The organism is uncultured Castellaniella sp. (assembly GCF_937988725.1).
Classification (GTDB): domain Bacteria; phylum Pseudomonadota; class Gammaproteobacteria; order Burkholderiales; family Burkholderiaceae_B; genus Castellaniella.
Genome location: NZ_CALKHS010000004.1, coordinates 1 through 24,207 on the forward strand (window position 1 = coordinate 1; position 24,207 = coordinate 24,207).

Below are 24,207 nucleotides of genomic sequence, written 5' to 3' on the forward strand. Positions count from 1 at the left end.
GCGCCGATGATAGTGGGTGGACACCTGTGAAAGTAGGTCATCGTCAGGCTTTTATACCGCAAAGCCCCCGCAGATACTCTCTGCGGGGGCTTTGTCTTTGTGCGCGCCCAATGCTGATCAGGCGCGCCAGGTGCTGAATCTTTGTGCGCGCCAGATCGCCTCGCGCGGATCCCTGTCTTTTACCGCCCCATGACGCAAATCCGCGGCTGAAAGCAGGTTAGAATGAAATCCACTTGAACAGTGGCGCTCGGGCGCCCCCTGCAGGAGGTTTCATGATTCAAGGTGAAGATACCCCCGACACCGACAAAGGGCTGACGCAACGCCAGCTCATCCATCTGATGTATGCCCTGTTCGCGGTGGGAATCCTGTCCGCGGGCATCCTGGGCGCCGCCGCGGTCGCGGCCGTCGTCCTGGCGTATCTGAAGCGCGGCGACATGGTGGGCACGGTCTATGCCGGTCACATCGACTGGATCATCCGCACGTTCTGGTGGGGCCTGTTGTGGCTGGTGCTCAGCGCCCTGGCCGCGTTCATCTTCATCGGCTTCATCACGGGCGTGGTGGCCATGGTCTGGATCATCTATCGCCTGGCCAAGGGCTGGCTGGCTCATTGTGCCGGAGAAACTCCGCTGCCCGGGCTGTAAGCCGAACTGGGCCGGCGGCCGCGCAGATCGGGCCTGTCATCCGGTGCGGGCGCCCCGTGGGCGCGCCCGCCGTCGGGCCCGAGCGGGCCCGACCCGAATTCCGCTTACTTCAGGTGCTGGCTGACCAGTTTGGTCAGTTCGAACATCGACACCTGGTCCTTGCCGAACAGGGGACGCAGCTTGGCGTCGGCGTTGATGTTGCGGCGGTTGGCCGGGTCTTGCAGGTCGTGCTTCTTGATGTAGTCCCAGATGCGCTTGGTCACTTCGGTGCGGGGAACGGCGTCTTTGCCGATAATCGCAGCCAGGGTGGCGCTGGGCGTCAGGGGCTTCATGAACGCCGCGTTGGGCTTGCGTCCGGACTTTTCGGTGGTTGCCATGAATACAGGCTCCTACTTGATTGAGTGAATAGCCCCCGAAGCTTACCGCGTGTTTCCCCCAAAGACAAAGCGAAGCAGTGAAAAATTTTTAAGGAATGTAGTCCGTGACCCAAGAGATCCGCTCCACCTCTTCATCCTCCGCGTCTTCCGCAGCCGTCCGGCCCGGGGCGGCCCGCGATGCGGGCGGCCCGCGGACCCTGACGCTGACGCGCCCCGATGACTGGCATCTGCACCTGCGCGACGGGGCCGTGCTGCAAAGCGTGGTCCTGGACTCCGCCCGCCAGTTCGGCCGCGCCATCATCATGCCGAACCTGAAGCCGCCCGTCGTGACCACGGCGGATGCCCTGGCCTACCGGGACCGCATCCTGGCGGCGCTGCGCCAGGCCGGCGTGACCGATGGGGACTTCCAGCCCCTGATGACGCTGTACCTGACCGACAATACGTCGCCCGAGGAAATCCGCCGCGCCCGGCAGTCCGGCCTGGTCCACGGCGTCAAGCTGTACCCCGCCGGGGCCACGACGCATTCGGATGCCGGGGTGACGGATCTGCTGAAGCATTGCCGCGCCGCGCTGGACGCCATGCAGGATTGCGGCATGCCCCTGCTGGTGCATGGCGAGGTCACGGATCCCGAGATCGATCTGTTCGACCGCGAGGCGGTCTTCATCGACCGCGTGATGCGGCCCCTGCGGCAGGCCTATCCCGCCCTGAAGGTCGTCTTCGAGCACCTGACGACGGCCGAGGGCGTGGCCTACGTGCGCGAAGCCTCGGGGCCGGTGGCCGCGACGATCACGGCCCACCATCTGCTGTACAACCGCAACGCCCTGTTCAAGGGCGGGCTGCGTCCGCATTGGTATTGCCTGCCCGTGCTCAAGCGGGAGCGCCACCGCCTGGCGCTGGTCGATGCCGCCACCAGCGGCGACGCCCGGTTTTTCCTGGGCACAGACAGCGCGCCGCATCCGCGGGGGGCGAAGGAACAGGATTGCGGCTGCGCGGGCTGTTATACGGCCCGCCACGCCATGGCCCTGTATGCCACGGCCTTCGAAGCCGCCGGCCGCCTGGACACGCTGGAGGCCTTTGCCAGCCTGAACGGGCCCGCCTTCTACGGCCTGAAGCCCAATGCCGGCGCCCTGACGCTGGAACGCGTATCGGAACAGATCCCGGCGGCCCTGCCGATGGCCGGTGCCGAGGTCGTCCCCCTGGCGGCGGGCGAATCTTTGGCGTGGCGCCTGCGGGCCGATTAGATCAGCGTCGGATCCGCGCGGGTTCCGGATCAGGGCCCGCAGCTTCCTGTTCGGCGAATTCGGGTGGATGCGTCGTTTTGATGCGGAGCGCGGGCTGCGGCGATGTCAATCGCCGCGTTTCTCTTCCAGGGCTGCCCAGCGTTCGAACAAGGCGTCGAGCTGTTCGCCGACCGTCGCCAGCGCCTGCTGGATGCGTTCCGCTTCGTCGGACCCGTCGCGGTACAGATCCGGCGCGGACAAGGCGGCCGCCCATTTCGCCTGCTCGGCTTCCAGGGCGGCGATGCGGTCCGGCAGGCCGTCCAGTTCCTGGGCCTCCCAGGGGGCCAGGCGGTTCTTGCGGGGCCGGGCGGGCTGGCCGGCCGGGGCGGGGGCGTCCACGGAGTCGGGCGCCGCGGCCTTGCCCGATTCCCCCGGCGCCGTCGCCGCGCGGGCCGCGCCGGTCCCGGCCGGCTCGGAGCGCGGGCGCTGGGCTTCCCATTCGGCATAGCCGCCCACGTATTCCTGCCAGTGTCCCTGGCCTTCCGCGGCGATGGTCTGGGTGACGACGTTGTCCAGGAAGCTGCGGTCGTGGCTGACCAGCAGTACGGTGCCCGTGTAATCCTGCAGCAGGCTTTCCAGCAGCTCCAGCGTGTCGATGTCCAGGTCGTTGGTGGGTTCGTCCAGCACCAGCACGTTGTGGGGCTGGGCGAACATGCGGGCCAGGGCCAGGCGGGCGCGTTCGCCCCCCGACAGGCTGGACACCGGGGAATGCGCGCGGGCGGCCGGGAACAGGAAGTCTTCCAGGTAGCTCATGACGTGCTTGCGCTGGCCGCCGATCTCCACCCATTCGCTGCCCGGGCTGATGGTGTCGGCCAGCGTGGCGGATTCGTCCAGGCGGTCGCGCATCTGGTCGAAATAGCCGATGGACAGGTTGGTGCCCAACTTCACCGCGCCCTGGTCCGGCCGCAGCTCGCCCAGCAGGATGCGCAGCAGCGTGGTCTTGCCTGCGCCATTGGGGCCGATCAGGCCGATCCGGTCGCCGCGCAGGATCAGGGTGCTGAAATCGCGGATCAGCGTATGGCCGCCGTATCCGTGCGTGACGTGCTGGAGTTCGGCCACCTGCTTGCCCGACCGCTGACCGTCGGCCAGGGCGAAGCGGACCTGACCCTGCTGGTCGCGGCGTGCGGCGCGTTCGCGGCGCAGGGCCTCCAGGCGCCGCACGCGACCTTCATTGCGGGTGCGGCGGGCCTCGATGCCCTTGCGGATCCAGACCTCTTCCTGGGACAGCAGCTTGTCGAAGCGGGCATTGGCTTGCTGTTCGGCTTCCAGCCATTGGGCCTTGCGGGCCTGCCAGGCGGAAAAGTTGCCCGGGAAGCTGAAGAGCTGGCCGCGATCCAGTTCGACGATGCGGGTGGCGACGGCGTCCAGGAAGCGCCGGTCATGGGTGATCAGCACGATGGTCAGGCGGGATTTGGCCAGCAGGTCTTCCAGCCAGGCGATGCCGGTGAAATCCAGGTGGTTGGTGGGTTCGTCCAGCAGCAGCAGATCGGGTTCCTCGACCAGGGCGCGGGCCAGGGCCACCCGTTTGCGGGTGCCGCCCGACAGGCCGGCGATGAGCAGGTCCGGATCCAGTCCCAGGGTGTCGATCAGGGCCGCCGCCCGGGCGCTGCGCGACCAGTCCTCCGAGGCCAGCATGTCGCCGCTGAGAACCTGCAGGACGGTCTGATCTTCGGGCAGTTCGGGTTCCTGTTCCACGGTGGCGATGCGCAGGCCTTTCTGGCGGCGGATTTCGCCGTCGTCCAGCTGGGTGCGGCCGTCCAGGATGCGCAGCAGGGACGATTTGCCGGCGCCGTTGCGGCCGATCAGTCCGATGCGTTCCCCCGCCAGGAGCGCCAGATCGGCGTGATCGAGCAGGGGGTGGTGGCCGTAGGCCAGCTGGGCCTGGTTCAGGGCGAGAATCGTGTCGGGCATAAGGCGGAACAATGATCGGAAAGGGCAGGGCGGCGGCGGGCCCGGCTGGGCGCCGCCTCGACCGTCCTCTATTGTCGCAGTTTGGCGGCGGCGCTGCCCGGATCGCCCCGTGGCGCGGGCCGGCTTGCCGTACAATGCCGAGGCGGGGCAGATCGGGCAATCGCGGTGTCTAGGCATCGAGGAAGGTCCGGACTCCATCGGGCGCGATAGCGGCTAACGGCCGTCCGGCGACCCCTACGGGGCAAGCCGAGGAACAGGGCCACAGAGACGAGTCTGCCACGCGGGTGCCGCTTTCGGGCGGCACTCCGGTACGGCCACTCCGTACTGCCCGCCGGCCTGGCCGCGCGGGGCGTGGCAGGGTGAAACGCGGCAACCTCTATCGGGAGCAACATCAAATAGGCATGCGCCGGCTTCGTGCCGACAGGGCGGCCCGCCCGAGCATGCGGGTAGATGGCTAGAGCAGTCCAGCAATGGCCTGTCCAGAGGAATGATTGCCCGCCGGGGCGACCCGGCGTACAAAATCCGGCCTATAGATCTGTTCCGCTTTTTCTTTTTGCCTGGCGCGATAGGGGCGTGCCTCGCCTAGGGAATTCGCGCATACGGCCCCCGCGCGGCCTGTGATACCCTGAAGTTACTTTTTGAACCGACGGCCTGTGCAGAAGCACGTGGCAGGTACGCCGGCGGGATTCCCACCCTGGAAATCCAGCAGGAGACATCGGTGACAGATTCGACAGCATCATCCCTGTCGGGGCCTTCCGACGACCAGCAATCCCCATTGCTCGAAGTTCAAGATCTAGCGAAAAGTTTCGGCGGCCTGCGGGCCGTGGACCATTGTTCCTTCCAGGTGCGGCGCGGCACCATCACCGGGCTGATCGGCCCCAATGGCGCGGGCAAGACCACCGTCTTCAATCTCATCACCGGCTTCATCTCGCCCGATTCCGGGCGCATCGTGCTGGATGGCCGGGACATCGGCCACCTGCGCCCCGACCAGATCTTTGCGCGCGGCCTGTGCCGCACCTTCCAGATCCCCCGCGAACACGGCACCATGAGCGTCCTGGAAAACCTGATGCTGGTGCCCGCGGGCCAGTCGGGCGAACACTGGTGGAACGCGATGTTCCGCCCGGGCCAGGTGAGGGCGGAAGAGTCCCGCAACCTGGACAAGGCCCGCGAAGTCCTGGACTACCTGCAGCTGACGCACGTGCAGCATGAATATGCGGCCAATCTGTCGGGCGGCCAGAAGAAGCTGCTGGAAATGGGGCGGATGCTGATGGCCGATCCCCGGATCATCCTGCTCGACGAGCCGGCGGCGGGGGTCAACCGCACCCTCCTGCAAAGCATCATCTCCAACATCCAGGCCCTGGCGCGTGATCGCGGCATTACGTTCCTGCTGATCGAACACGACATGAACATGGTCATGAGCCTCTGCGATCCCGTGATCGTCATGAGCGATGGACGCAAGCTGGCCGAGGGCAACCCTGAATCCGTACGCAGCAATCGGGCCGTGCTGGAGGCCTATCTGGGAGGGCAATATGCCGCTGCTGCAGGTTGACGCCGTCACGGCGGGGTACGGGGACACCGAGATCCTGCGCGGCCTGTCCATCGTGGTCGAGTCCGACGAAGTCGTCTCCATCATCGGGCCCAACGGGGCGGGCAAGTCCACCCTCATGAAGACCATCTTCGGGCTGCTGCATCCCCGCCAGGGGGCGATCAGCTTCGATGGCCACGACATCACCCAGGTGGCTCCCCACCGGATCGTGCGCCTGGGCATGTGCTACGTCCCCCAGGTGGCCAATGTCTTCACCTCGCTGACCGTGGAAGAAAACCTGGAAATGGGGGCGTTCCCGCTGGGCAAGGCGGATCTCGCCGAACACAAGGCCCGCGTCTACGACATGTTCCCGAAACTGCGGCAGCGCCGCCGGCAGCTGGCGGGCAAGATGTCGGGCGGCGAACGGCAGATGGTGGCCATGGGCAGCGCCCTGATGATGAATCCCAAGCTGCTGCTGCTCGACGAGCCCACGGCCGCCCTGTCGCCCAAGCTGGTGGATGAAATCTTCGAGCGCATCGCGCGCATCAACGAAACCGGCATCGGCGTGCTCATGGTCGAGCAGAACGCCCGGCAGTCCCTGAGCATGGCCCATCGCGGCTACGTCCTGGCCAACGGCGAGAACCGCCACGAAGGCACCGGCCGCGATCTGCTCGACGACCCCAATGTCGGGCGTCTCTATCTTGGAGGGTGATCCGATGGCCGATACAGCGCAATCCGCAGCCTCTGAAATTCCGCTGGACGCCCCCGAAGTCGCCGCGGTCGATGCGCGGGACTCGGGCGGCGCGCGCAGCAGCCGCTTTGTCGGCGGCGTGCTGGCGCTGGTGCTGGCCGGCATGTGGGTCGCCGGCTGGCTGTCCGGGACGGATGCCCAGGAAATGCTGTCCCTGACGGCATGGGGGGTGATGCTGGGGGGCATCATCGCCCTGGGGGGTATCGGCCTGACCCTGTGCTACGGGGTGCTGAAGTTTCCCAACTTCGCCCATGGCGAATTCCTGACGCTGGGGGCCTACGTCACCTATGGCGTCGTGCTGACCCTGCCGCAGTCCAACCCGATCTGGCGCTTTTCCTTCGGGTGGGAGCTGCTGGTCGGCATCGCGCTGGCCGCGGTCGTCACCGCCATCGTGGCCATCGTGATCGACCGGCTTCTGTACCGTCCCTTGCGCAAGCACCAGTCGCCGCTGGTGCTGCTGGCCATGGCGTCGCTGGGCATGGAATTCCTGCTGCGCGGCATCGTCTACCTGATCTGGGGCTCGGATTTCCACTTCTATTATTCGGGGCGCTCCAATCCGGCGCTGTCCCTGCCCCTGGGGCTGCGTCTGCAGGCCGACCAGTTGTTCGTCTTCGCCCTGGCCCTGATCCTGGTGGTGCTGCTGTATTGGATGCTGACGCGCACGCGCATCGGCAAGGCCATGCGGGCGACGGCCGACAACCCCGACCTGGCCCAGGTGCGCGGCATCAACACCGAACAGGTCATCGCCTGGACCTGGTCCATCGGAGCGGCGCTGGCCGCCGTCGGGGGCGTCATGTACGGCCTGGCGTCCCAGATGCGTCCGGACATGGGTTTCGTCCTGCTGCTGCCCTTGTTCGCCGCCGTCATCATGGGCGGAATCGGCAGCGCCTGGGGCGCCCTGGTGGGCGCCATCATCATCGGGGTGGCCATGCAGCTGACCTCGGCCTTTCTGAATCCGGCCTACGGGCCGGCGGTCGCGTTCGTTCTGATGGTCCTGGTGCTGCTGATGCGGCCCCAGGGGCTGTTCGCTCAACGCTAGGAAACCTGCGCCATGGATGCTTCGCACCTGCTCAAAGCCTGCTTTCTGCTGGTTCCCGCCTTTCTGCTCGGGTGCCTGCTGTTCGCCCGCTGGCGGTGGCTGGCGCGGTTGCCGGCGGCCATCGCGCTGGGCTGCGTGCTGGCCTTCGGCATCGCGGGCTGGCTGCCGGGCGTGATGGATTACCTGGTGTCGTTCTGCATCATGGCCATCATCTATTCGATCCTGTCGCTGGGCCTGAACGCCCAGTGGGGATACAACGGCCATCTGAACTTCGGCATCGCGGGCTTCTTCGCCGTGGGGGCGTTCACCATGGCGCTGTTCGTCACGCTGCCGCCCTCGGGCGCCATGGCCGCCTATGCGCAGCAGTGGTTCGGCTTGAACGCCCCGTTCCTGGTGGGGGTCGCGGCGGCGGGCATCGTCTCGGGGGCGGTGGGCTATCTGATCGCCCAGCCGATCCTGCATCTGCGCGCGGACTTCCTGGCCATCGCCACCCTGGGCATCGCCGAGATCATCCGGCTCATCTTCCAGAACGAGCGCTGGCTGGCCAACGGGCCCCAGCCGCTGTCGGGCATCACGCAGCCCCTGTCCTGCGTGTTCGACACGGGCGGCTGCGGCTGGCTGCCCGATGCCGTGAGCGGCGCGCTGTCCGCCCTGCAGCCCCGGGATTACAGCTACCTGTACCTGGTCATCGTGACCCTCAGCCTGGCCGTGGTGTATGTCGTCCTGGAGGCCATGGTGCGGTCCCCGTGGGGACGGGCCTTGCGCGCGGTCCGGGACGAAGAAGAATCGGCCGCGATGAACGGCAAGCACGTCAAGGCGCTGCGGGTGCAGTCCTTCGTGCTGGGGGCGGTCGTCATCGGCGTGGCGGGAGCCCTGTATGCGCCCTATATGGTGACCATCGACTACAGCCACTTCAAGCCGCTGTTCGCCACCTTCCTGGTGTGGGTGATGCTCATGCTGGGCGGCAGCGGCAACAATAAAGGCGCGATCCTGGGGGCCTTCGTGATCTGGGCCGTCTGGAGCGGCACGGGATTCGTCACGGATTACCTGCAGGTCTCTTTGCAGGGAGTCGCGCCCGACATCGCCTCCCGGATGTCCTTCCTGCGTTGGGCCTTCGTGGGCCTGCTGCTGGCCCTGATCGTGCTGTTCCGGCCGCAGGGCATCCTGCCCGAAAAGAAACGCGTGTCCCGGTTCCTGCGGGACGTGCCCGAAGACTGACGCCCCGCCCGGACCCGGCCGCCGGCCGGACGGGCGCGCCCGCGGATCCACCGTCGTCCTGTTCATGAAGAAAGGCCGCACCGGAATGCCGGTGCGGCCTTTGCTTGCGCCATGGCGCGTGGATCAGCTGGCCGGAATGTCCTTGGCGGCGACCATCTTGACGGTCTCGATCTTGTCGCCCGAATACTTCCAGATGTTGACGGGCGTGATGACGTCGCCGTTCTTGTCGAAGTCGCAGGGGCCGGCCACCCCGTTGTAGTTGATCTTCTTCCCGGCCTTCAGGGCTTTGAGCATGTCGGTGACGCGGCCCTGGTCGCCGCCGTCGATCATGTCGCCCGGCGGATTGGCGATCTTGCGCAGTTCGTCGCGCAGCACCGTGCCCGTGATCTTCGAGGCGTCCGTGGCGCCGCCGGCCACCGCGGCGGCCATGGCCAGGCCCGCCACCATGCCCGCATCGTAGGAGCAGGTGGTGAACGGCGGGAAGTGATCGTATTTGTACGTGGACAGGTAGGTCTTGGAGAAGTCCTTGTAGGACTGTGTGCTGGTGTCTTCACCGGGGGCCGTGCCGTAGAGGCCATCCATGTTCTTGGCGCCGACTTCCTTGATGATGTCGATGCTGGCGTTGCCGTCGGTGAACTGCCACTTCGTGAAATTGAAGGTGTCGCGGGATTCCTTGCAGATGGCGATGGTGTGCGCCGGGTAGCTTACGATGAGCAGCAGGTCGGGCTTGTCCTTCAGGGCCTGCGACAGCATGGATTTGTAGGTGGGCTGGACTTCCTCGGGGTGGGGAACCTGCGCCAGGACGGTGCCGCCGCGTTTCTTGAAGGCATTGGCGAAGGCGTCGGCCAGGCCCTGCCCGTAGGGGTTGTTGATGTAGATGGTCGAGACGCGCTTGAACTTGTAGTTCGGATCGATTTCGCCATTGACGAACTGCGCCGCCACGACGCCCTGCATGGCGTCCGACGCGCTGGTGCGAAAGAGCAGGTCGGCCTTCGCGTCGGCGGGCAGCACGCTGACCAGCGGAGAGGTGGTGCCGTTGCCGATCTGCAGGACCCCGGAGGGAATGGTGACGGACGTGGCGATGGCCACCGTGACCCCGCTGGACCAGCCGTTGATGATGACCGGCGTGTGCTGGGTGTCGACCATCTGCCGGGCCGCCTGGACGCCGACCGTGGGCAGGGTGGCGCTGTCGGCCGTGACGTGATGGGCGATGATGGGGCCGCCGAAGACTTCCTTGGCCGCCGCGTTGATCTGGTTGACGGCCAGTCCGACCGCGTCGCGATAGTAGGGGCCGAATTCCGCGGCCGAGCCCGTCATGGGCAGGACCTGGCCCAGGTTGATGGCCGGGGGCGTGCCGGCCGCCAGGGCGCGGGCGAAGGGCAGGGTGTTGCTGAGCGCCAGCGAACCGCCGGCGAGCCCCAGTGTGGTCAGGAACTGGCGGCGGGAGGCGGGGTGGGATGGGTGATCCGACATGGGGAGACTCCTTTTGGTTGGCTAGCACGAGACAGGCAAACGCGGAAAAGGCTCGGATGCTTTCGAGTCTGGCGCCTTGGGCGCCGGCACTGCAGCCCGGTGACGAGCATCATTTCATTACATCGACTGGCCGGACCGATGTCAATCAGGGATTGGCGCAGGTTCGAAGGGGCCGCCAGGCCGCCGGTGGAAATCCCTTTGCTGATAAAGGACTTTCAGTTTAGTTTGCAATCCATTGATTTTTCAGCATTTTATTTCCGGCTGAATTGTTAAGAACAGTTGTAAGTGCTTGTTGTCATTGAATAAATTTCGATTTTCTCCTTGACCGGCTTTCAGGTATCCCGTAGAGTGGGGCAAAGTAGATTTTTGTGTCATGAAGTGGGAGAACCTCCTCGTGTTTCAGGGAAGCAGTGCGTTGACCTTGGATGCCAAGGGCCGGATGTCGATTCCGGCCCGGTATCGTGACGCCCTGCAGTCCGACGAACAGGGGTGCCTCACTCTGACGCGCCACCCCGACGGGTGCCTGATGCTGTATCCGCGCTCCACCTGGGAAACCAAACGCGCCCAGATCGCCGCCTTGCCGGCGGTGGCGCGGCCCCTGCAGCGCCTGCTGCTGGGCAGCGCCCAGGACGTCGACATGGACGGCGCGGGCCGCATCCTGGTGGCGCCCGAACTGCGCGACGCCGCCGGCCTGGCGCGCGAAGTCATGTTGCTGGGCCTGGGTTCGCATTTCGAACTGTGGGACCGCGAGCAGTGGGAAGCCCGCAGCCTGCAGGACGTGAGCCAGCTGGATCCGGCCATCCTTGAGCAGATTTCTTTCTGAGTCCCGCCCATGGCGTATTCCCACCGTACCGTTCTGCTGGAACCGGCTATCGACGCATTGTTGAGCCAGGGGTTCGGCCGCGGTCCGGGGGCAGCGCAGGCGCCGGCGCTCGATGGGGTGTATGTCGACGGCACCTTCGGCCGGGGCGGCCATAGCCGCCTGCTGCTGGAACGCCTGGCGCCGCAGGCCCGCCTGCTGGTGTTCGACAAGGACCCCGAAGCCATTGCCGTGGCGCAGGACCTGAGCCGGGAAGATGCCCGCGTCCAGGTCGTGCACGACGGTTTTGCCGCCCTGGCGGAGCATCTCGACCGCCTGGGCATTCCCGCCGTGGATGGCGTCTTGCTGGATCTGGGGGTCTCGTCTCCCCAGATCGACGATGCGGCGCGGGGTTTTTCTTTCATGCACGATGGTCCTCTGGACATGCGCATGGACACGACGCGGGGGCAGACGGCCGCCGACTGGCTGGCCGAGGCCGACCAGGAACAGATCAAGGAGGTCATCGCACATTATGGCGAAGAACGGTTTGCTTTCCAGATTGCAAAGGCGATTGTTGCGGGCCGCCAATCCCGGGCGCTGCGCACCACGGGCGAATTGGCCCAGCTCGTCGCCGGTGTCGTCCGTACGCGCGAAAAGGGTCAACACCCGGCCACAAGGACCTTTCAAGCTATACGGATTCACATCAATGCGGAACTTGCGCAGCTCGCGCACGCCCTCCCGGCCGCTTTGACCCATCTGCGTCCCGGGGGGAGGCTGGCGGTGATCAGCTTCCATTCCCTGGAAGACCGCATGGTCAAGCAGTGCCTGGCGGCCGCCGCCCGGCCCGGCCAGGCGCAAGCCCGCCTGCCCATCCCGGAAAAAGACATGCCCCGGCCCTGGGTGACGCTGCTCGGCCGCGTCCAGGCCGACGACGACGAGGTGCGGGACAACGTGCGCTCGCGCTCGGCCGTGTTGCGGGTCGCGCAACGCACCGATGAACCCTTGTCGCCGGCGCAGGCCGCCGCCCTGGTGCGCCTGCCCGGACAGGGAACGGCCCGGCGCGGCGGGAGGGTCTCCCGATGATCCGGATCACGCTGGTCCTGGCCCTGCTGCTGATGGCGTCCGCCATTTCCCTGGTGACGGTGCGCTTCCAGGCCCGCGAACTGTTCGTGGCCTCCGAACGCCTGAAGTCGCAGGCCCACGAACTGGATACCGAGTGGCGCCGGCTGCAGCTGGAACGGGCCGAACTGGCGCGCAACGCCCGCATCGATTCCCTGGCCCGCACCGAACTGCACCTGATTCCCGTGACGCCGGACCGCACGATCTATCTGCAGGAGCCTGAAAAGGGCCGTGCGGCGGCGGGAGGGCGTCCATGAAGCGCTTCGGGTTCCACGAAAGCCCCGTCCTGTCCACGCGTCCAGCCTTCTGGCGGGCGCGTCTGGTCGTCATCGTGCTGATGCTGGGCTTCGTCGCGCTGGCGGCCAAGGCGCTGAACCTGCAGATCCTGTCCAATGAATTCCTGCAGCGCCAGGGCGAGCGCCGCTACGAGCGCACGCTGGTGCTGCCGGCGTCGCGCGGCAAGATCTTCGATCGCAGCGGGTCGGTGGTGCTGGCTTCCAGCATGGCGGTCCGCGCGATCTGGGTGATCCCGGAGGATTTCCACAAGGCTTCCGACGAACAGGTCGGCGAGCTGGCCCGTCTGCTGAACATGAAAGTGGACGACATCCGCCAGCGCACCCGCGACGAGGACAAGAATTTCGTCTACCTGCAGCGCCAGGTGGCGATGGATGTGGCCGAGAAGGTCCGCCACCTGAAGATCCCCGGGGTGCAGCAGCTGCCGGAAACGCGCCGCTACTATCCGGAAGGCGACGTCATGGCGCACATCGTGGGTTTCACCAACATCGAAGACCGGGGCATCGACGGCATCGAGCTGGCGTTCAACGACCGCCTGTCCGGCCAGCCGGGATCGCGGCGCGTCATCAAGGACCGGCTGGGGCGCGTCGTGGAAGACGTCCAGGCCGTGGTGCCGCCGGTGGATGGACAGAACCTGCAGCTGTCCATCGACGCCGGCATCCAGTTCGACACGTATTCCGCCCTGAAGGCCGCCCTGGAACTGCACAAGGCCCGCGCGGGTGCGGCCATCGTCCTGGATGCCCGCACGGGCGAAGTCCTGTCGATGGTCAATCTGCCGTCCTACGATCCCAACGACACGGCGCAGCGCACCGGGGAGGCCCTGCGCAACCGGGTCGTGACCGACACCTTCGAACCCGGTTCGATCATGAAGCCGTTCACCGCGGCGCTGGCCCTGGACGAAGGCAAGATCACCACGAGCACGCGCTTCGACACCGGCAATGGCCGCTACCGCTACCAGGGCGCCCTGATTTCCGACGTCGGGCATTACGGGGTGCTGGACGTGGGCGGCATCATCCAGCATTCCAGCAATGTGGGCATGACGATGATTTCGGAACGGCTCGATTCGCGGGACATGTGGACGAAATTTTCCGAGCTGGGCTTCGGCCGGGTGCCGCAGACGAATTTCCCGGGCATGGCCTCGGGGCGCTTGCGCCCCTGGCAGCGGTGGCGCCCCATCGAACGCGCCACCATGGCCTATGGCTACGGCCTGTCGGTGTCGCTGATCCAGGTGGCGCATGCCTATACGGCCTTTGCGCGCAACGGCGACATGGTGTCCCTGTCGCTTCTGCGGCGCGAAGGCCAGCCCACCAGCGTCCAGGTGTATTCCCCCCAGGTGGCGCAGCTGATGCGCGGCATGCTGGAAGCCGCCGCCGGTCCGGACGGCGCCCGCAAGGCGCAGGTGCAGGGCTACCGGGTGGCGGGCAAGAGCGGGACGGCCCGCAAGATCGTCAACGGACAGTACAGCAAGACCAAATACCGGGGTTCCTTCGTGGGATTCGCCCCGGCGTCCGACCCCCGCATCGTGGTGGCCGTGTCGATCGATGAACCGAGCGCGGGGGGGTATTATGGCGGCGCCGTGGCCGCACCCGTGTTCTCAGATATTGTTTCCAGTACCCTGCGCCGTCTTGGGGTGCGGCCCGATGCGCCGGTGGATTCCCTGGTGGCTGTGGCGGATCAGGGGGGACGCGCACAATGAATACGATAGACATTCTGACCTGGCTGGACGAGCGGGTCGAGCGCCAGGCCGACCTGTGCCTGGATTCCCGGCAGATCCGCCCGGGCGATGTGTTTTTTGCCTGCCCGGGGATCGCCGCCGACGGCCGCGCCTACATGGATCAGGCGGCGGCGGCCGGCGCGGCGGCGATCGTCTGCGCCGCCGGCGGCCCGCAGACGCCGCCCGGAAAAATTCCCGTCCTGGCCGTGGACGGCCTGAACGCCCTGCTGGGCGAGATCGCCCACCTCTGGTACGGCCGGCCGTCCGACGCCCTGGCCGTGATCGCGGTCACGGGCACCAACGGCAAGACCTCGACCACGCGCTGGCTGGCGGACGCCCTGAATGCCGAGGGCATGCCCTGCGGCACCGTGGGCACCCTGGGGGTGACGCTGGCCGACGGCCGCAACCTGGGCGGCGTGCTGACGACGCCCGACGTGCTGACCCTGCACCGCAGCCTGGCGGCCATCGTGCGGGCGGGCGGGCAGGCGGCCGCGATCGAGGCCTCGTCCATCGGCATCGAGCAGGGGCGCCTGGACGGCGTGCGCATCCAGGTGGCGGGCTTCACCAATCTGACGCGCGACCATCTGGACTATCACGGCACGCTGGAACGCTACAAGCAGGCCAAGTTCGCCCTGTTCGCCCGGGCCGGCCTGCGCAGCGCCGTCATCAATGCCGACGATGCCGCCGGCTTGGAACTGCTGTCCGGCGCAGCGCCGTCCGGGCACCGGGTGGGCTACAGCCTGCAAGGCGGCCGCCCCGCGGCGTTCCGGGCCGAGGACATCCAGCATGGCGCCGACGGCCTGGTCTTCAATCTGGTGACGCCCGACGGCCGCGCCCAGATCCTGACCCACCTGGTGGGCGAACACAATATTTCCAATCTGCTGCTGGTGGCGGGGGTTCTGCGCGAACTGGGCTGGGGCCTGAGCCGCATCGCCCGGGCGCTGGCGGTGCTGCACCCCGTGCCGGGACGCCTGCAGGTGGTCTCGGCCGTGGGCGGCGCCAGCGCCGCCCGGCCGCAACCGCTGGTGGTGGTGGACTACGCCCATACGCCCGATGCGCTGGAGCGCGTGCTGCTGGCCCTGCGCCCGGTGGCGCAGGAGCGCGGCGGACGGCTGCTGTGCGTGTTCGGCTGCGGCGGCGATCGCGATGCCGGCAAGCGTCCGCTGATGGGCGCCGCCGCCGCGCGGCTGGCGGACGCGGTCGTGGTGACGACGGACAATCCGCGCACGGAAGCGCCCGATGCCATCATCGAGGCCATCGTGGCGGGCATGCCCGACCGGCCGACGGTGCAGGCCGACCGGGCCAAGGCCATTCTGGACGCCATCTGGCGGGCGGGCGAGCGCGACGTCGTGCTCCTGGCCGGCAAGGGACACGAGACCTATCAGGAAGTCCAGCACGAGCGCAGCGCCTTCGACGACCGCGAATGGGCACGCTTCGCGCTGAGCTGGCAGCAGGATCCCGCCCTGTCGACGGATACGCGCAGCCTGACGGCCGGCGCGCTGTTCCTGGCCCTGAAAGGGGAACAGTTCGACGGTCATGACTATCTGGACGCCGCCGCGCGGGCGGGCGCCCGGGCCGCCATCGTGGCCCGGCGCGCTCCCCAGGCCGCGCTGCCGCAGATCGTGCTGGGCGACACCCATCAGGCGCTGATGCGCATCGCCACCGTCTGGCGCGGCCTGTTCGAGCTGCCGGTGATCGCCGTGACCGGCAGCAACGGCAAGACCACCACCAAGGAAATGATCAGCGCCATCCTGGCCGCCTGGTGGGGCGAGGAAGGGCGCCTGGCGACCCGGGGCAATTTCAACAATGACATCGGCCTGCCGCTGACGGTCCTGCGCCTGCGCGGCCATCACCGCGCCGCCGTGCTGGAGCTGGGCATGAACCACCCCGGCGAGATCGCCGTGCTGGCGGCCATCGCCCGGCCCACGGTGGCGCTGGTCAACAACGCCCAGCGCGAGCACCAGGAATTCATGAACTCGGTCGACGCGGTGGCGCGCGAAAACGGCGCGGTGCTGCAGGCCCTGCCGCCGCACGGCGTGGCCGTGTTCCCGGCGGACGAGGCTTATGGCGACCTGTGGCAGGAACTGGCGGGCGACCGGTCCGTGCGGCGCTTCGGTTTCTCCGAAACGGCCGCCGTCCACGCTTCGCAGATCCGCGCGGGGACGGACCGCACCGAATTCCGCCTGCACGTGGGGCGCGACGCCGTGGCCGTCACCTTGCATGCGCCGGGCCGGCACAATCTGCGCAATGCCCTGGCCGCCGCCAGCTGCGCCAGCGCGGCCGGCGCGCCGCTCGCGGCCATCGCCGCGGGCCTGGCGGCCTTCGCCCCGGTGGGCGGCCGGATGCGGCCGCAGGCGCTGGCCGACGGCTTCCAGCTCATCGACGATACCTACAACGCCAATCCCGATTCCGTGCGAGCGGCCATCGACGTGCTGGCGGGCCTGGATGGCCGGCGCATTCTGGTGCTGGGCGACATGGCCGAAGTCGGCGATCAGGGGCCTGCCATGCATGCCGAAGTCGGCGCCTATGCCCGGCAGTGCGGCGTGCACGTGCTGCTGACGCTGGGGACGGCTTGCCACGAGGCGGCCCGGGCCTTCGGCGCGGGGGCGCAGGCCTTCGACGCGCTGGACGCCCTGCTGCCGGCGCTGCTGGCCGCTCGGCCGGCGCATATCCTGGTCAAGGGATCGCGCAGCATGCGCATGGAGCGCGTGGTGCAGGCCCTGCAGGCCGAAGGCGCCGTCGGGGAGGGCCATCATGCTGCTTGAACTGGCGCGTTGGCTGTCCGACCACCATTTCCGCGCCTTCGGCGTGGTCGAGTACATCACGTTCCGGGCCCTGCTGGCTTCGGCCACGGCCCTGGCCATCGGCCTGCTGGCCGGGCCCTGGCTGATCCGCCGCCTCACGGCCCTGAAGATCGGCCAGGCGGTGCGCAGCTACGGCCCGCAGACGCACCTGCAGAAGAACGGCACGCCCACCATGGGCGGCGCCCTGATCCTGATCGGCATCGGCATCAGCACCTTGTTGTGGGCCGACTGGACCAACCGCTTCGTCTGGGTGGTGCTGCTGGTCACGTTCGGCTTCGGCTGGATCGGCTGGGCCGACGACTATCGCAAGGTCGTGCATCACGATCCGGAAGGCATGCCGGCCCGCCAGAAGTTCTTCTGGCAGGCGCTGATCGGCGCGGTGGCGGCCGTCTATCTCAGTTTCGCCGTGTCGGTGCCGGCCAACACCGAATTGTGGCCGCTGTTCCGCGACTGGGTGCTGAGCGGCTTTTCCATGCCCCTGTCCGCGCGCGCGGACCTGATCGTGCCGTTCTTCAAGTCCGTCAGCTATCCCCTGGGAGTGTTCGGCTTCGGCGCCCTGACCTGGCTGGTGATCGTGGGCACCAGCAACGCCGTCAACCTGACCGACGGCCTGGACGGTCTGGCCATCATGCCGACGGTGATGATCGGGTCGGCGCTGGGGATCTTCGCCTACGTCGTCGGCCGCGTGGACTACTCCAAATACCTGCTGTTCCCCTACATCCCCGGGGCTTCCGAGCTGATGGTGCTGTGCGCCGCCATCGCGGGGGCCGGGCTGGCGTTCCTGTGGTTCAACACCTATCCCGCCCAGGTCTTCATGGGCGACGTCGGCGCCCTGGCGCTGGGCGGCGCGCTGGGCACCATCGCGGTGATCGTGCGCCAGGAAATCGTGCTCTTCATCATGGGGGGCGTGTTCGTGGTCGAGACCCTGTCCGTGATGCTGCAGGTCAGCTGGTTCAAATACACCAAGAGGCGATACGGAGAAGGAAGGCGGATTTTCCGCATGGCGCCGCTGCACCATCATTTCGAGGTCAGCGGCTGGAAGGAAACCCAGGTGGTGGTGCGTTTCTGGATCATCACCATGATGCTGGTCCTGATCGGGCTGTCGAGTCTGAAACTGCGATGAGCGCCACGTATCAATTCCCCTCCCTGCGCCGCGACGGCCTGACCCTGATCCTGGGGTTGGGGGAAACCGGCGTGGCCGCCGCCCGCTGGTGCGCCGCCCAGGGAGTGCCGCTGCGCGTGCTGGACACCCGCGCCGAGCCGGGCGGGCTGGCCGCCCTGCGCGACGCGGGGATCGCCGCCGATCTGCGTCTGGGGCCGCAGGCCCTGGATGCGGCCGCCCTGGACGACGTGGCGACGCTGGTGCTCAGCCCGGGGCTGAACCCGCACGTCGAGCCGATCGCCGGCCTGCTGGCCGCCGCCCGCGCGCGCGGCATCGACGTCCTGGGAGAAATCGAACTCTTCGCCCGGGCGCTGGCGGATCTGCGGCCGCAGGGCTACGCGCCCGCCGTGCTCGCCGTGACCGGCACGAACGGCAAGACCACCGTCACGTCGCTGACGCGCCATCTGGCGCAGGGCTGCGGGCTGCGGGCGCGCGCCGCGGGCAACATCAGCCCGGCCGCCCTGTCCAGTCTGATGGATGCCTTGCAGGCCGACGAGCTGCCGGACGTCTGGGTCCTGGAACTGTCCAGTTTCCAGCTGGAAGCCACGAGCTCGCTGGCGGCCGATGCCGCCGTGGTGCTGAACGTCACCCAGGACCACCTGGACTGGCATGGCACCATGCAGGCGTATGCCGACGCCAAGGCGCGCCTGCTGGCCATGGCGCGGGTGCGCATCGTCAATCGTTCCGATGCGCGGGTGCGCGCGATGGTCCAGGACCTGGCCGCCCCGGACGTTCGCAGCTTCGGCGCGGACGCGCCCGCGCTGGCCGGCGACCTGGGGCTGCTGATGCAACATGATCTCGCCTGGCTGGCGTCGACGCCGGTCGTCGAGGCGGATCCCGCCGCGCCGCGCCGCAAGGCGCGGCAGGCGGCCGAAACGCCGGCCCGGGCCCAGGGGGTGGCGCAGGCGCTGATGCCCGCCGACGCCCTGCAGATCCGGGGCCGGCACAATGCGCTCAATGCCCTGGCCGCCCTGGCGCTGGGAGACGCTATCGGGCTGGACCGGGCCCGCATGCTGCATGCCCTGCGCGACTACCGGGGCGAGGCGCACCGCACCGAATTCATCCAGACCGTCGCCGGGATCGATTTCGTCGACGACAGCAAGGGCACCAACGTCGGCGCGACCCTGGCCGCCCTGCAGGGCCTGGGCCGTCCGGTGGTGCTGATCGCCGGCGGGCTGGGCAAGGGCCAGGATTTTTCGCCGCTGGCGCCGGCCGTGCGCGCCCATGCGCGCGCCGTGATGCTGATCGGCCAGGACGGCCCCCTCATCGGCCAGGCCCTGGCCGAGTGCGAGGTGCCCCTGGTGCCTTGCGAGACCCTGGAGCAGGCCGTGCGCGAAGGCCTGGAACGGGCCCGGCCGGGCGATGCCGTGCTGTTGTCGCCGGCGTGCGCCAGCATGGACATGTTCCGCAATTACGCCCACCGCAGCGCGTGCTTCGTCGAGGCTGTGCGCGATCTGGCGATGGATCGGGGGGAGGTGGCATGAGCGTGATCGCCGACCTCAGCGCCAGCCTGAACTCCGTGCGGCCCGGGCGCACCACCATGCCGACCGTGGACGTCAGCCTGATCGTCGCGATCAGCGCCCTGGTGCTGTTCGGCCTGCTGATGGTGTATTCCGCGTCGATCGCGCTGGCGGACGGGCCGCGCTACGAGAGCTACGGCCGCTTCTACTTCGTCGGACGCCACGCGGTCTTCATCCTCATCGGCCTGCTGGCCGCCCTGTTCACGGCCAGCGTGCCGATGAAGGTCTGGCAGAAGCTGGCGCTGCCGCTGTTTGCCCTGGCGCTGCTGATGCTGCTGGTCGTGCTGGTGCCGGGCCTGGGCCGCGAAGTCAACGGCGCGCGCCGCTGGCTGCCGCTGGGGCCGCTGAACTTCCAGCCGTCGGAACTGATGAAATTCGCCGTCATCCTGTATGCCGCAGATTACGTGGTGCGCAAGCAGGCGCACCTGCAAGGCTTTCTGCGCGGCTTTCTGCCCATGGCGATGGCCCTGGCGCTGGTCGGCCTGCTGCTGCTGATGGAACCCGATCTGGGGGCCTTCATCGTCATCGGCGCGATCGCCGTCGGGGTGCTGTTCATCGGCGGCATCAATCTGAAATTGTTCAGCACCCTGCTGGCGGCGGTGATGTCCTGCTTCCTGCTGCTGATCTGGCTGTCGCCGTGGCGCCGGGAACGCCTGTTCGTCTACCTGGATCCCTGGAACCCGGACAACGCCTATGGCAGCGCCTATCAGCTGTCCCATTCCCTGATCGCCCTGGGGCGCGGCGAATGGTTCGGGGTGGGCCTGGGCGCCAGCATCGAGAAACTGCACTACCTGCCCGAGGCCCATACCGACTTCATCGTGGCGGTGATCGGCGAGGAACTGGGTTTCGTCGGGGTGATGTGCCTGGTGGCCGTCTTCGTCTTCATCGTCCTGCGCGGCTTTGAAATCGCCCGCAAGGCCATGGTGCTGGACCGCGTGTTCGACGGCCTGGCCGCCCAGGGGGTGGCCTTGTGGATGGGCGTGCAGGCCTTCATCAACGTCGGCGTGTGCCTGGGGCTGCTGCCGACCAAGGGCCTGACCCTGCCGCTGGTCAGCTACGGCGGCTCGGGGATCGTGCTGAACCTGGTGGCGATCGCCCTGCTGCTGCGCGTGGATTACGAGACGCGCTGCATGATGAGGGGGAAACGGCGATGACGCAGCCTGTGATCCTCATCATGGCGGGCGGCACGGGCGGGCACATCATGCCGGGCCTGGCCGTGGCCAAGGCGCTGCGGGCCCTGGGCTGGCAGGTGCTGTGGCTGGGCAATCCCGACCGCATGGAAGGGCGCCTGGTTCCCGAACAGGACATCGAATTGCTGCCCCTGCGCTTCGGCGGGGTGCGCGGCAAGGGCCTTGCGGCCTTGCTGAAGCTGCCGTTCACGCTGGCGGCCGCCTGCCTGAAGGTGCGCCGGATGCTGCGCCAGCGCCGCCCCGACGTGGTGCTGGGCATGGGCGGGTATGCCGCCGTGCCGGGCGGGCTGATGGCCCGCGCCAGCGGAATTCCCCTGGTGATCCATGAACAGAATGCCGTGGCGGGCACCGCCAACCGCATCCTGGCCCGCCTGGCGGCCCGGGTGCTGACCGGCTTTCCGGGCGCCTTGCCCGGGGCCCTGATGGTGGGCAACCCGGTCCGCCAGGATCTGCTGACGCTGGCCCCCGTGGCCCAGCGCTACGCGGCCCGCCAGGGCCCCCTGCGCCTGCTGGTGCTGGGCGGCAGCCTGGGCGCGGCCCGCATCAATGAACTGGTGCCCGAGGCCCTGGCGCGGCTGCCGGCCGAGCGCCGCCCCCTGGTTCATCACCAGGCCGGCGAGCGCCATGCGGACGCCGTGCGCCAGCACTACGAGCGCCTGGGGCTGCAGGCCCAGGTGTCCGCTTTCATCCAGGACATGGCGCAGGCCCTGGCCGAGGCCGATCTGGTGATCTGCCGCGCGGGCGCCATGACGGTCGCCGAGGTCGCGGCCGTGGGGGTGGCGGCGGTCTTCATTCCGCTGCCCCATGCCATCGACGACCATCAGACGGCCAACGCCCGCTACCTGTCCGAATGCGGCGGGGGCTGGCTGATGCCGCAGGCCGAGCTGGACGCGGAGCGCCTGGCCGGCTGGCTGGAGGCCCGCGAACGTCCGGAACTGGCCGCCGTGGCCGTCCACGCCCACGAACATGCAAGCTTGAACGCCACGCAGCTGATTGCCGAAGCCTGCGTCCATACCAAAGAGGAATCGGCATGAAGCACCGGATACGCAACCTTCACTTCGTCGGCATCGGCGGTGCCGGGATGAGCGGCATCGCCGAGGTCCTGCTGAACCTGGGCTATGCCATCAGCGGATCCGACGTGCAGGAAACCGCCGTCACCCGGCGCCTGGCTGCCCTGGGGGCGCGGATCTCCATCGGCCATGCGGCCGAGCACATCCAGGGGGCCGGCGCCATCGTCACGTCCACGGCCATCCATGCCGACAACCCGGAAGTCCTGGCCGCCCGCGCCGCGCACATCCCCGTGGTGCCCCGCGCCCTGATGCTGGCCGAACTGATGCGCCTGAAGCGCGGCATCGCCGTGGCCGGCACCCACGGCAAGACCACGACCACCAGTCTGGTCGCCAGCGTGCTGGCGGCCGGCGGCCTGGACCCGACCTTCGTGATCGGCGGGCGGCTGAACGCCGCCGACGCGAATGCCCGGCTGGGCCAGGGCGAATACATCGTCGTCGAAGCCGACGAGTCCGATGCGTCCTTCCTGAACCTGCTGCCGGTGATGGCCATCGTCACCAACATCGACCTGGATCACATGGACACCTACGGACATGACGTGGCGCGGCTGAAAAGCGCTTTCGTCGAGTTCACCCAGCGCCTGCCGTTCTACGGCAGCGCGGTGCTGTGCCTGGACGATTCCAATGTGCGCGAGATCATTCCCTTCGTGTCGCGCCCCATCACCACCTACGGCATCGACATGCCGGCCCAGGTGCGGGCGCACGACCTGCGCGCCGAGGGCACCACGATGGCCTTCACCGTGGAGCGCCAGAGCCTGCAGGGCGCCCTGCCGCCGCTGGCGGTGCGCCTGAACCTGCCGGGCCGGCACAACGTGCTCAACGCCTTGGCGACGATCGCCGTGGCGACCGAGCTGGGCGTGCCCGACGAGGCCATCGTCGAATCCCTGGAGCAGTTCCGGGGCGTGGGGCGGCGCTTCACGCAGATCGGCAGCTTCCCCGTGTCGGCGCGCAACGGCGGCGGCTCCTACGCCGTCATCGACGATTACGGCCACCACCCGGTGGAAATGGCGGCCACCCTGGCCGCCGCCCGGGGCGCCTGGCCGGACCGCCGGGTGGTGCTGGCGTTCCAGCCGCACCGCTATACCCGCACGCGCGACTGCTTCGAGGATTTCGTGCGCGTCCTCAGTTCGGCCGACGCGGTCCTGCTGACCGAGGTCTATCCGGCCGGCGAGGCGCCGCTGATCGCCGCCGATGGCCGGGCGCTCGCCCGGGGGCTGCGCGTGGCGGGCAAGGTCGAGCCGGTCTTTGTGGAAGAGGTGGCCGACATGGCGGGCGCCATCCAGGATTTCGCCCGCGACGGCGACGTGGTGATCATCATGGGGGCCGGCTCCATCAGCCGGGTCCCCGCGCAATTGGGGAGTCCGCAATGAGCCAGGCATTCGGCCGCGTCGGCGTGCTGTATGGCGGGATGTCCGCCGAACGGGAAGTCTCCCTGATGTCGGGGGCGGGCGTGTGCGCCGCCCTGCGCGAGGCCGGCGTGGACGCCCATCTGTTCGACACCGGGCGCCAGAGCCTGGCCGAACTGGCGGCCGCCGGTTTCGACCGCGTCTTCATCGCCCTGCACGGCCGCTTCGGCGAAGACGGCACCATCCAGGGCGCGCTGGAACTGCTGGGCATTCCCTACACCGGCAGCGGGCTGCTGGCGTCCAGCCTGGCGATGGACAAGATCGCCACCAAGCGCCTGTGGCTGCAGCACGGCCTGCCGACGCCGCGTTTCGCCGTGCTGGACTGCCGGGCCGACCCGGCGGCCCTGGCCGGGGAACTGGGCCTGCCGCTGATCGTCAAGCCGCCGCATGAAGGATCCACGCTGGGCGTGACCCGCGTGCAGTCGGCCGGGCAGCTGCCCCAGGCCCTGGAGCTGGCCTGCCGGCACGACGAACAGGCGCTGGCCGAGCAGTTCATCCAGGGCCGCGAGCTGACCGTGCCGGTGCTGGGCTGCGGCGACGACGCCCGGGCCCTGCCGATCATCGAGATCATCGCCCCCGAGGGCAATTACGACTACGAACACAAGTACGTCTCCAACGACACCCGTTACGTCTGCCCCGCCGATCTGCCCGAGGCCCTGAGCCGGCAGATCCAGGACCTGTCGGTGCAGGCCTATCGGGTGCTCGGCTGCGAGGGCTGGGGCCGGGCGGATCTGATGCTGGATGCGCAGAACCGGCCCTGGCTGCTGGAAATGAATACGTCCCCCGGCATGACCAGCCATTCGCTGGTGCCGATGGGGGCCAAGGCGCTGGGCATGAGCTACACCCAGCTGTGCATCGAGATTCTGGCGACGGCGCGCTGCAAAGTGCGCCGCCCCGCCGGCCACTGAGGAGCCCCA

The 24,207-nt window shown here is 68.2% G+C and carries 20 protein-coding genes and 1 other RNA gene; 18 read left to right on the plus strand and 3 right to left on the minus strand.

The features are described 5' to 3' along the window. The first annotated feature begins 272 nt into the window (after positions 1-272). Entirely contained in the window at positions 273-641 is a 369-nt protein-coding gene (locus tag Q0263_RS03530) for a hypothetical protein (protein ID WP_298013395.1), read from the plus strand. Between the two features lie 104 nt (positions 642-745). Here the strand turns inward: Q0263_RS03530 and Q0263_RS03535 are convergent, their stop codons facing one another. After that, on the minus strand, positions 746-1,018 hold the full coding sequence (locus Q0263_RS03535; protein ID WP_298013396.1) for an SWIB/MDM2 domain-containing protein: 273 nt from the start codon (positions 1,016-1,018) through the stop codon (positions 746-748). A 197-nt stretch (positions 1,019-1,215) separates the two neighbouring features. Here Q0263_RS03535 and pyrC point away from each other — a divergent pair, with 197 nt between their 5' ends. Beyond that, complete coding sequence (pyrC, locus tag Q0263_RS03540) at positions 1,216-2,259, plus strand: dihydroorotase (protein WP_298014191.1); 1,044 nt, start codon at positions 1,216-1,218, stop codon at positions 2,257-2,259. A gap of 105 nt (positions 2,260-2,364) precedes the next feature. On the opposite strand, the gene Q0263_RS03545 is transcribed toward pyrC, so the two are convergent. Next, entirely contained in the window at positions 2,365-4,209 is a 1,845-nt protein-coding gene (locus tag Q0263_RS03545; RefSeq protein WP_298013397.1) for an ATP-binding cassette domain-containing protein, read from the minus strand. A gap of 144 nt (positions 4,210-4,353) precedes the next feature. Here Q0263_RS03545 and rnpB point away from each other — a divergent pair. The 5 genes from rnpB (at position 4,354) to Q0263_RS03570 (ending at position 8,742) form a co-directional block, all read left to right on the plus strand. Further along, an RNA gene (gene rnpB, locus Q0263_RS03550) (RNase P RNA component class A) lies at positions 4,354-4,755 on the plus strand. Positions 4,756-4,927: 172 nt separating this feature from the next. Beyond that, on the plus strand, positions 4,928-5,758 hold the full coding sequence (locus Q0263_RS03555; RefSeq protein WP_298013398.1) for an ABC transporter ATP-binding protein: 831 nt from the start codon (positions 4,928-4,930) through the stop codon (positions 5,756-5,758). After that, positions 5,739-6,446, plus strand: coding sequence for an ABC transporter ATP-binding protein (locus tag Q0263_RS03560; protein ID WP_298013399.1), 708 nt, complete (start codon positions 5,739-5,741; stop codon positions 6,444-6,446). Before Q0263_RS03555 ends, Q0263_RS03560 begins: the two co-directional genes overlap by 20 nt. 4 nt (positions 6,447-6,450) lie before the next feature. Further along, on the plus strand, positions 6,451-7,524 hold the full coding sequence (locus tag Q0263_RS03565; RefSeq protein WP_298013400.1) for a branched-chain amino acid ABC transporter permease: 1,074 nt from the start codon (positions 6,451-6,453) through the stop codon (positions 7,522-7,524). A 12-nt stretch (positions 7,525-7,536) separates the two neighbouring features. Beyond that, positions 7,537-8,742, plus strand: a complete 1,206-nt coding sequence (locus Q0263_RS03570; protein WP_298013401.1) for a branched-chain amino acid ABC transporter permease — start codon at positions 7,537-7,539, stop codon at positions 8,740-8,742. A gap of 123 nt (positions 8,743-8,865) precedes the next feature. Here Q0263_RS03570 and Q0263_RS03575 read toward each other — a convergent pair whose 3' ends face one another. Beyond that, the gene (locus tag Q0263_RS03575) at positions 8,866-10,215 is read right to left on the minus strand and encodes an ABC transporter substrate-binding protein (RefSeq protein WP_298013403.1); all 1,350 of its coding nucleotides are present in this window, start codon (positions 10,213-10,215) and stop codon (positions 8,866-8,868) included. Between the two features lie 394 nt (positions 10,216-10,609). On the opposite strand from Q0263_RS03575, the gene mraZ reads away from it, so the two are divergent. Genes mraZ through Q0263_RS03630 form a run of 11 tightly spaced genes read left to right on the plus strand, consistent with a single transcriptional unit; the run spans position 10,610 to position 24,198 of the window. Continuing rightward, on the plus strand, positions 10,610-11,038 hold the full coding sequence (gene mraZ, locus Q0263_RS03580) for a division/cell wall cluster transcriptional repressor MraZ (RefSeq protein ID WP_298013405.1): 429 nt from the start codon (positions 10,610-10,612) through the stop codon (positions 11,036-11,038). 9 nt (positions 11,039-11,047) lie between these two features. After that, positions 11,048-12,097 (plus strand): 16S rRNA (cytosine(1402)-N(4))-methyltransferase RsmH, encoded by a 1,050-nt coding sequence (gene rsmH, locus Q0263_RS03585; RefSeq protein WP_298013407.1) that lies wholly within the window; start codon positions 11,048-11,050, stop codon positions 12,095-12,097. Further along, on the plus strand, positions 12,094-12,390 hold the full coding sequence (gene ftsL, locus Q0263_RS03590) for a cell division protein FtsL (RefSeq protein ID WP_298013409.1): 297 nt from the start codon (positions 12,094-12,096) through the stop codon (positions 12,388-12,390). Before rsmH ends, ftsL begins: the two co-directional genes overlap by 4 nt. After that, complete coding sequence (locus Q0263_RS03595; protein WP_298013411.1) at positions 12,387-14,123, plus strand: penicillin-binding protein 2; 1,737 nt, start codon at positions 12,387-12,389, stop codon at positions 14,121-14,123. Before ftsL ends, Q0263_RS03595 begins: the two co-directional genes overlap by 4 nt. Beyond that, positions 14,120-16,906 carry a bifunctional UDP-N-acetylmuramoyl-L-alanyl-D-glutamate--2,6-diaminopimelate ligase MurE/UDP-N-acetylmuramoyl-tripeptide--D-alanyl-D-alanine ligase MurF gene (gene murF, locus Q0263_RS03600; RefSeq protein WP_298013413.1) on the plus strand — a complete coding sequence of 929 codons (2,787 nt, stop codon included), beginning with the start codon at positions 14,120-14,122 and terminating at the stop codon, positions 16,904-16,906. Before Q0263_RS03595 ends, murF begins: the two co-directional genes overlap by 4 nt. Then, positions 16,896-18,068 carry a phospho-N-acetylmuramoyl-pentapeptide-transferase gene (gene mraY, locus Q0263_RS03605; protein ID WP_298013416.1) on the plus strand — a complete coding sequence of 391 codons (1,173 nt, stop codon included), beginning with the start codon at positions 16,896-16,898 and terminating at the stop codon, positions 18,066-18,068. Before murF ends, mraY begins: the two co-directional genes overlap by 11 nt. Continuing rightward, positions 18,065-19,591 (plus strand): UDP-N-acetylmuramoyl-L-alanine--D-glutamate ligase, encoded by a 1,527-nt coding sequence (gene murD / locus Q0263_RS03610; protein WP_298013418.1) that lies wholly within the window; start codon positions 18,065-18,067, stop codon positions 19,589-19,591. Before mraY ends, murD begins: the two co-directional genes overlap by 4 nt. Then, on the plus strand, positions 19,588-20,781 hold the full coding sequence (gene ftsW / locus Q0263_RS03615; protein ID WP_298013419.1) for a putative lipid II flippase FtsW: 1,194 nt from the start codon (positions 19,588-19,590) through the stop codon (positions 20,779-20,781). The genes murD and ftsW overlap by 4 nt, the downstream gene beginning before the upstream one ends. Further along, positions 20,778-21,851, plus strand: coding sequence for an undecaprenyldiphospho-muramoylpentapeptide beta-N-acetylglucosaminyltransferase (murG, locus tag Q0263_RS03620; protein WP_298013421.1), 1,074 nt, complete (start codon positions 20,778-20,780; stop codon positions 21,849-21,851). The genes ftsW and murG overlap by 4 nt, the downstream gene beginning before the upstream one ends. Then, positions 21,848-23,254: a UDP-N-acetylmuramate--L-alanine ligase gene (gene murC / locus Q0263_RS03625; RefSeq protein WP_298013423.1), complete on the plus strand. Its 1,407-nt coding sequence runs from the start codon at positions 21,848-21,850 to the stop codon at positions 23,252-23,254. Before murG ends, murC begins: the two co-directional genes overlap by 4 nt. Further along, the gene (locus Q0263_RS03630) at positions 23,251-24,198 is read left to right on the plus strand and encodes a D-alanine--D-alanine ligase (protein ID WP_298013425.1); all 948 of its coding nucleotides are present in this window, start codon (positions 23,251-23,253) and stop codon (positions 24,196-24,198) included. Before murC ends, Q0263_RS03630 begins: the two co-directional genes overlap by 4 nt. Positions 24,199-24,207: the final 9 nt, after the last annotated feature.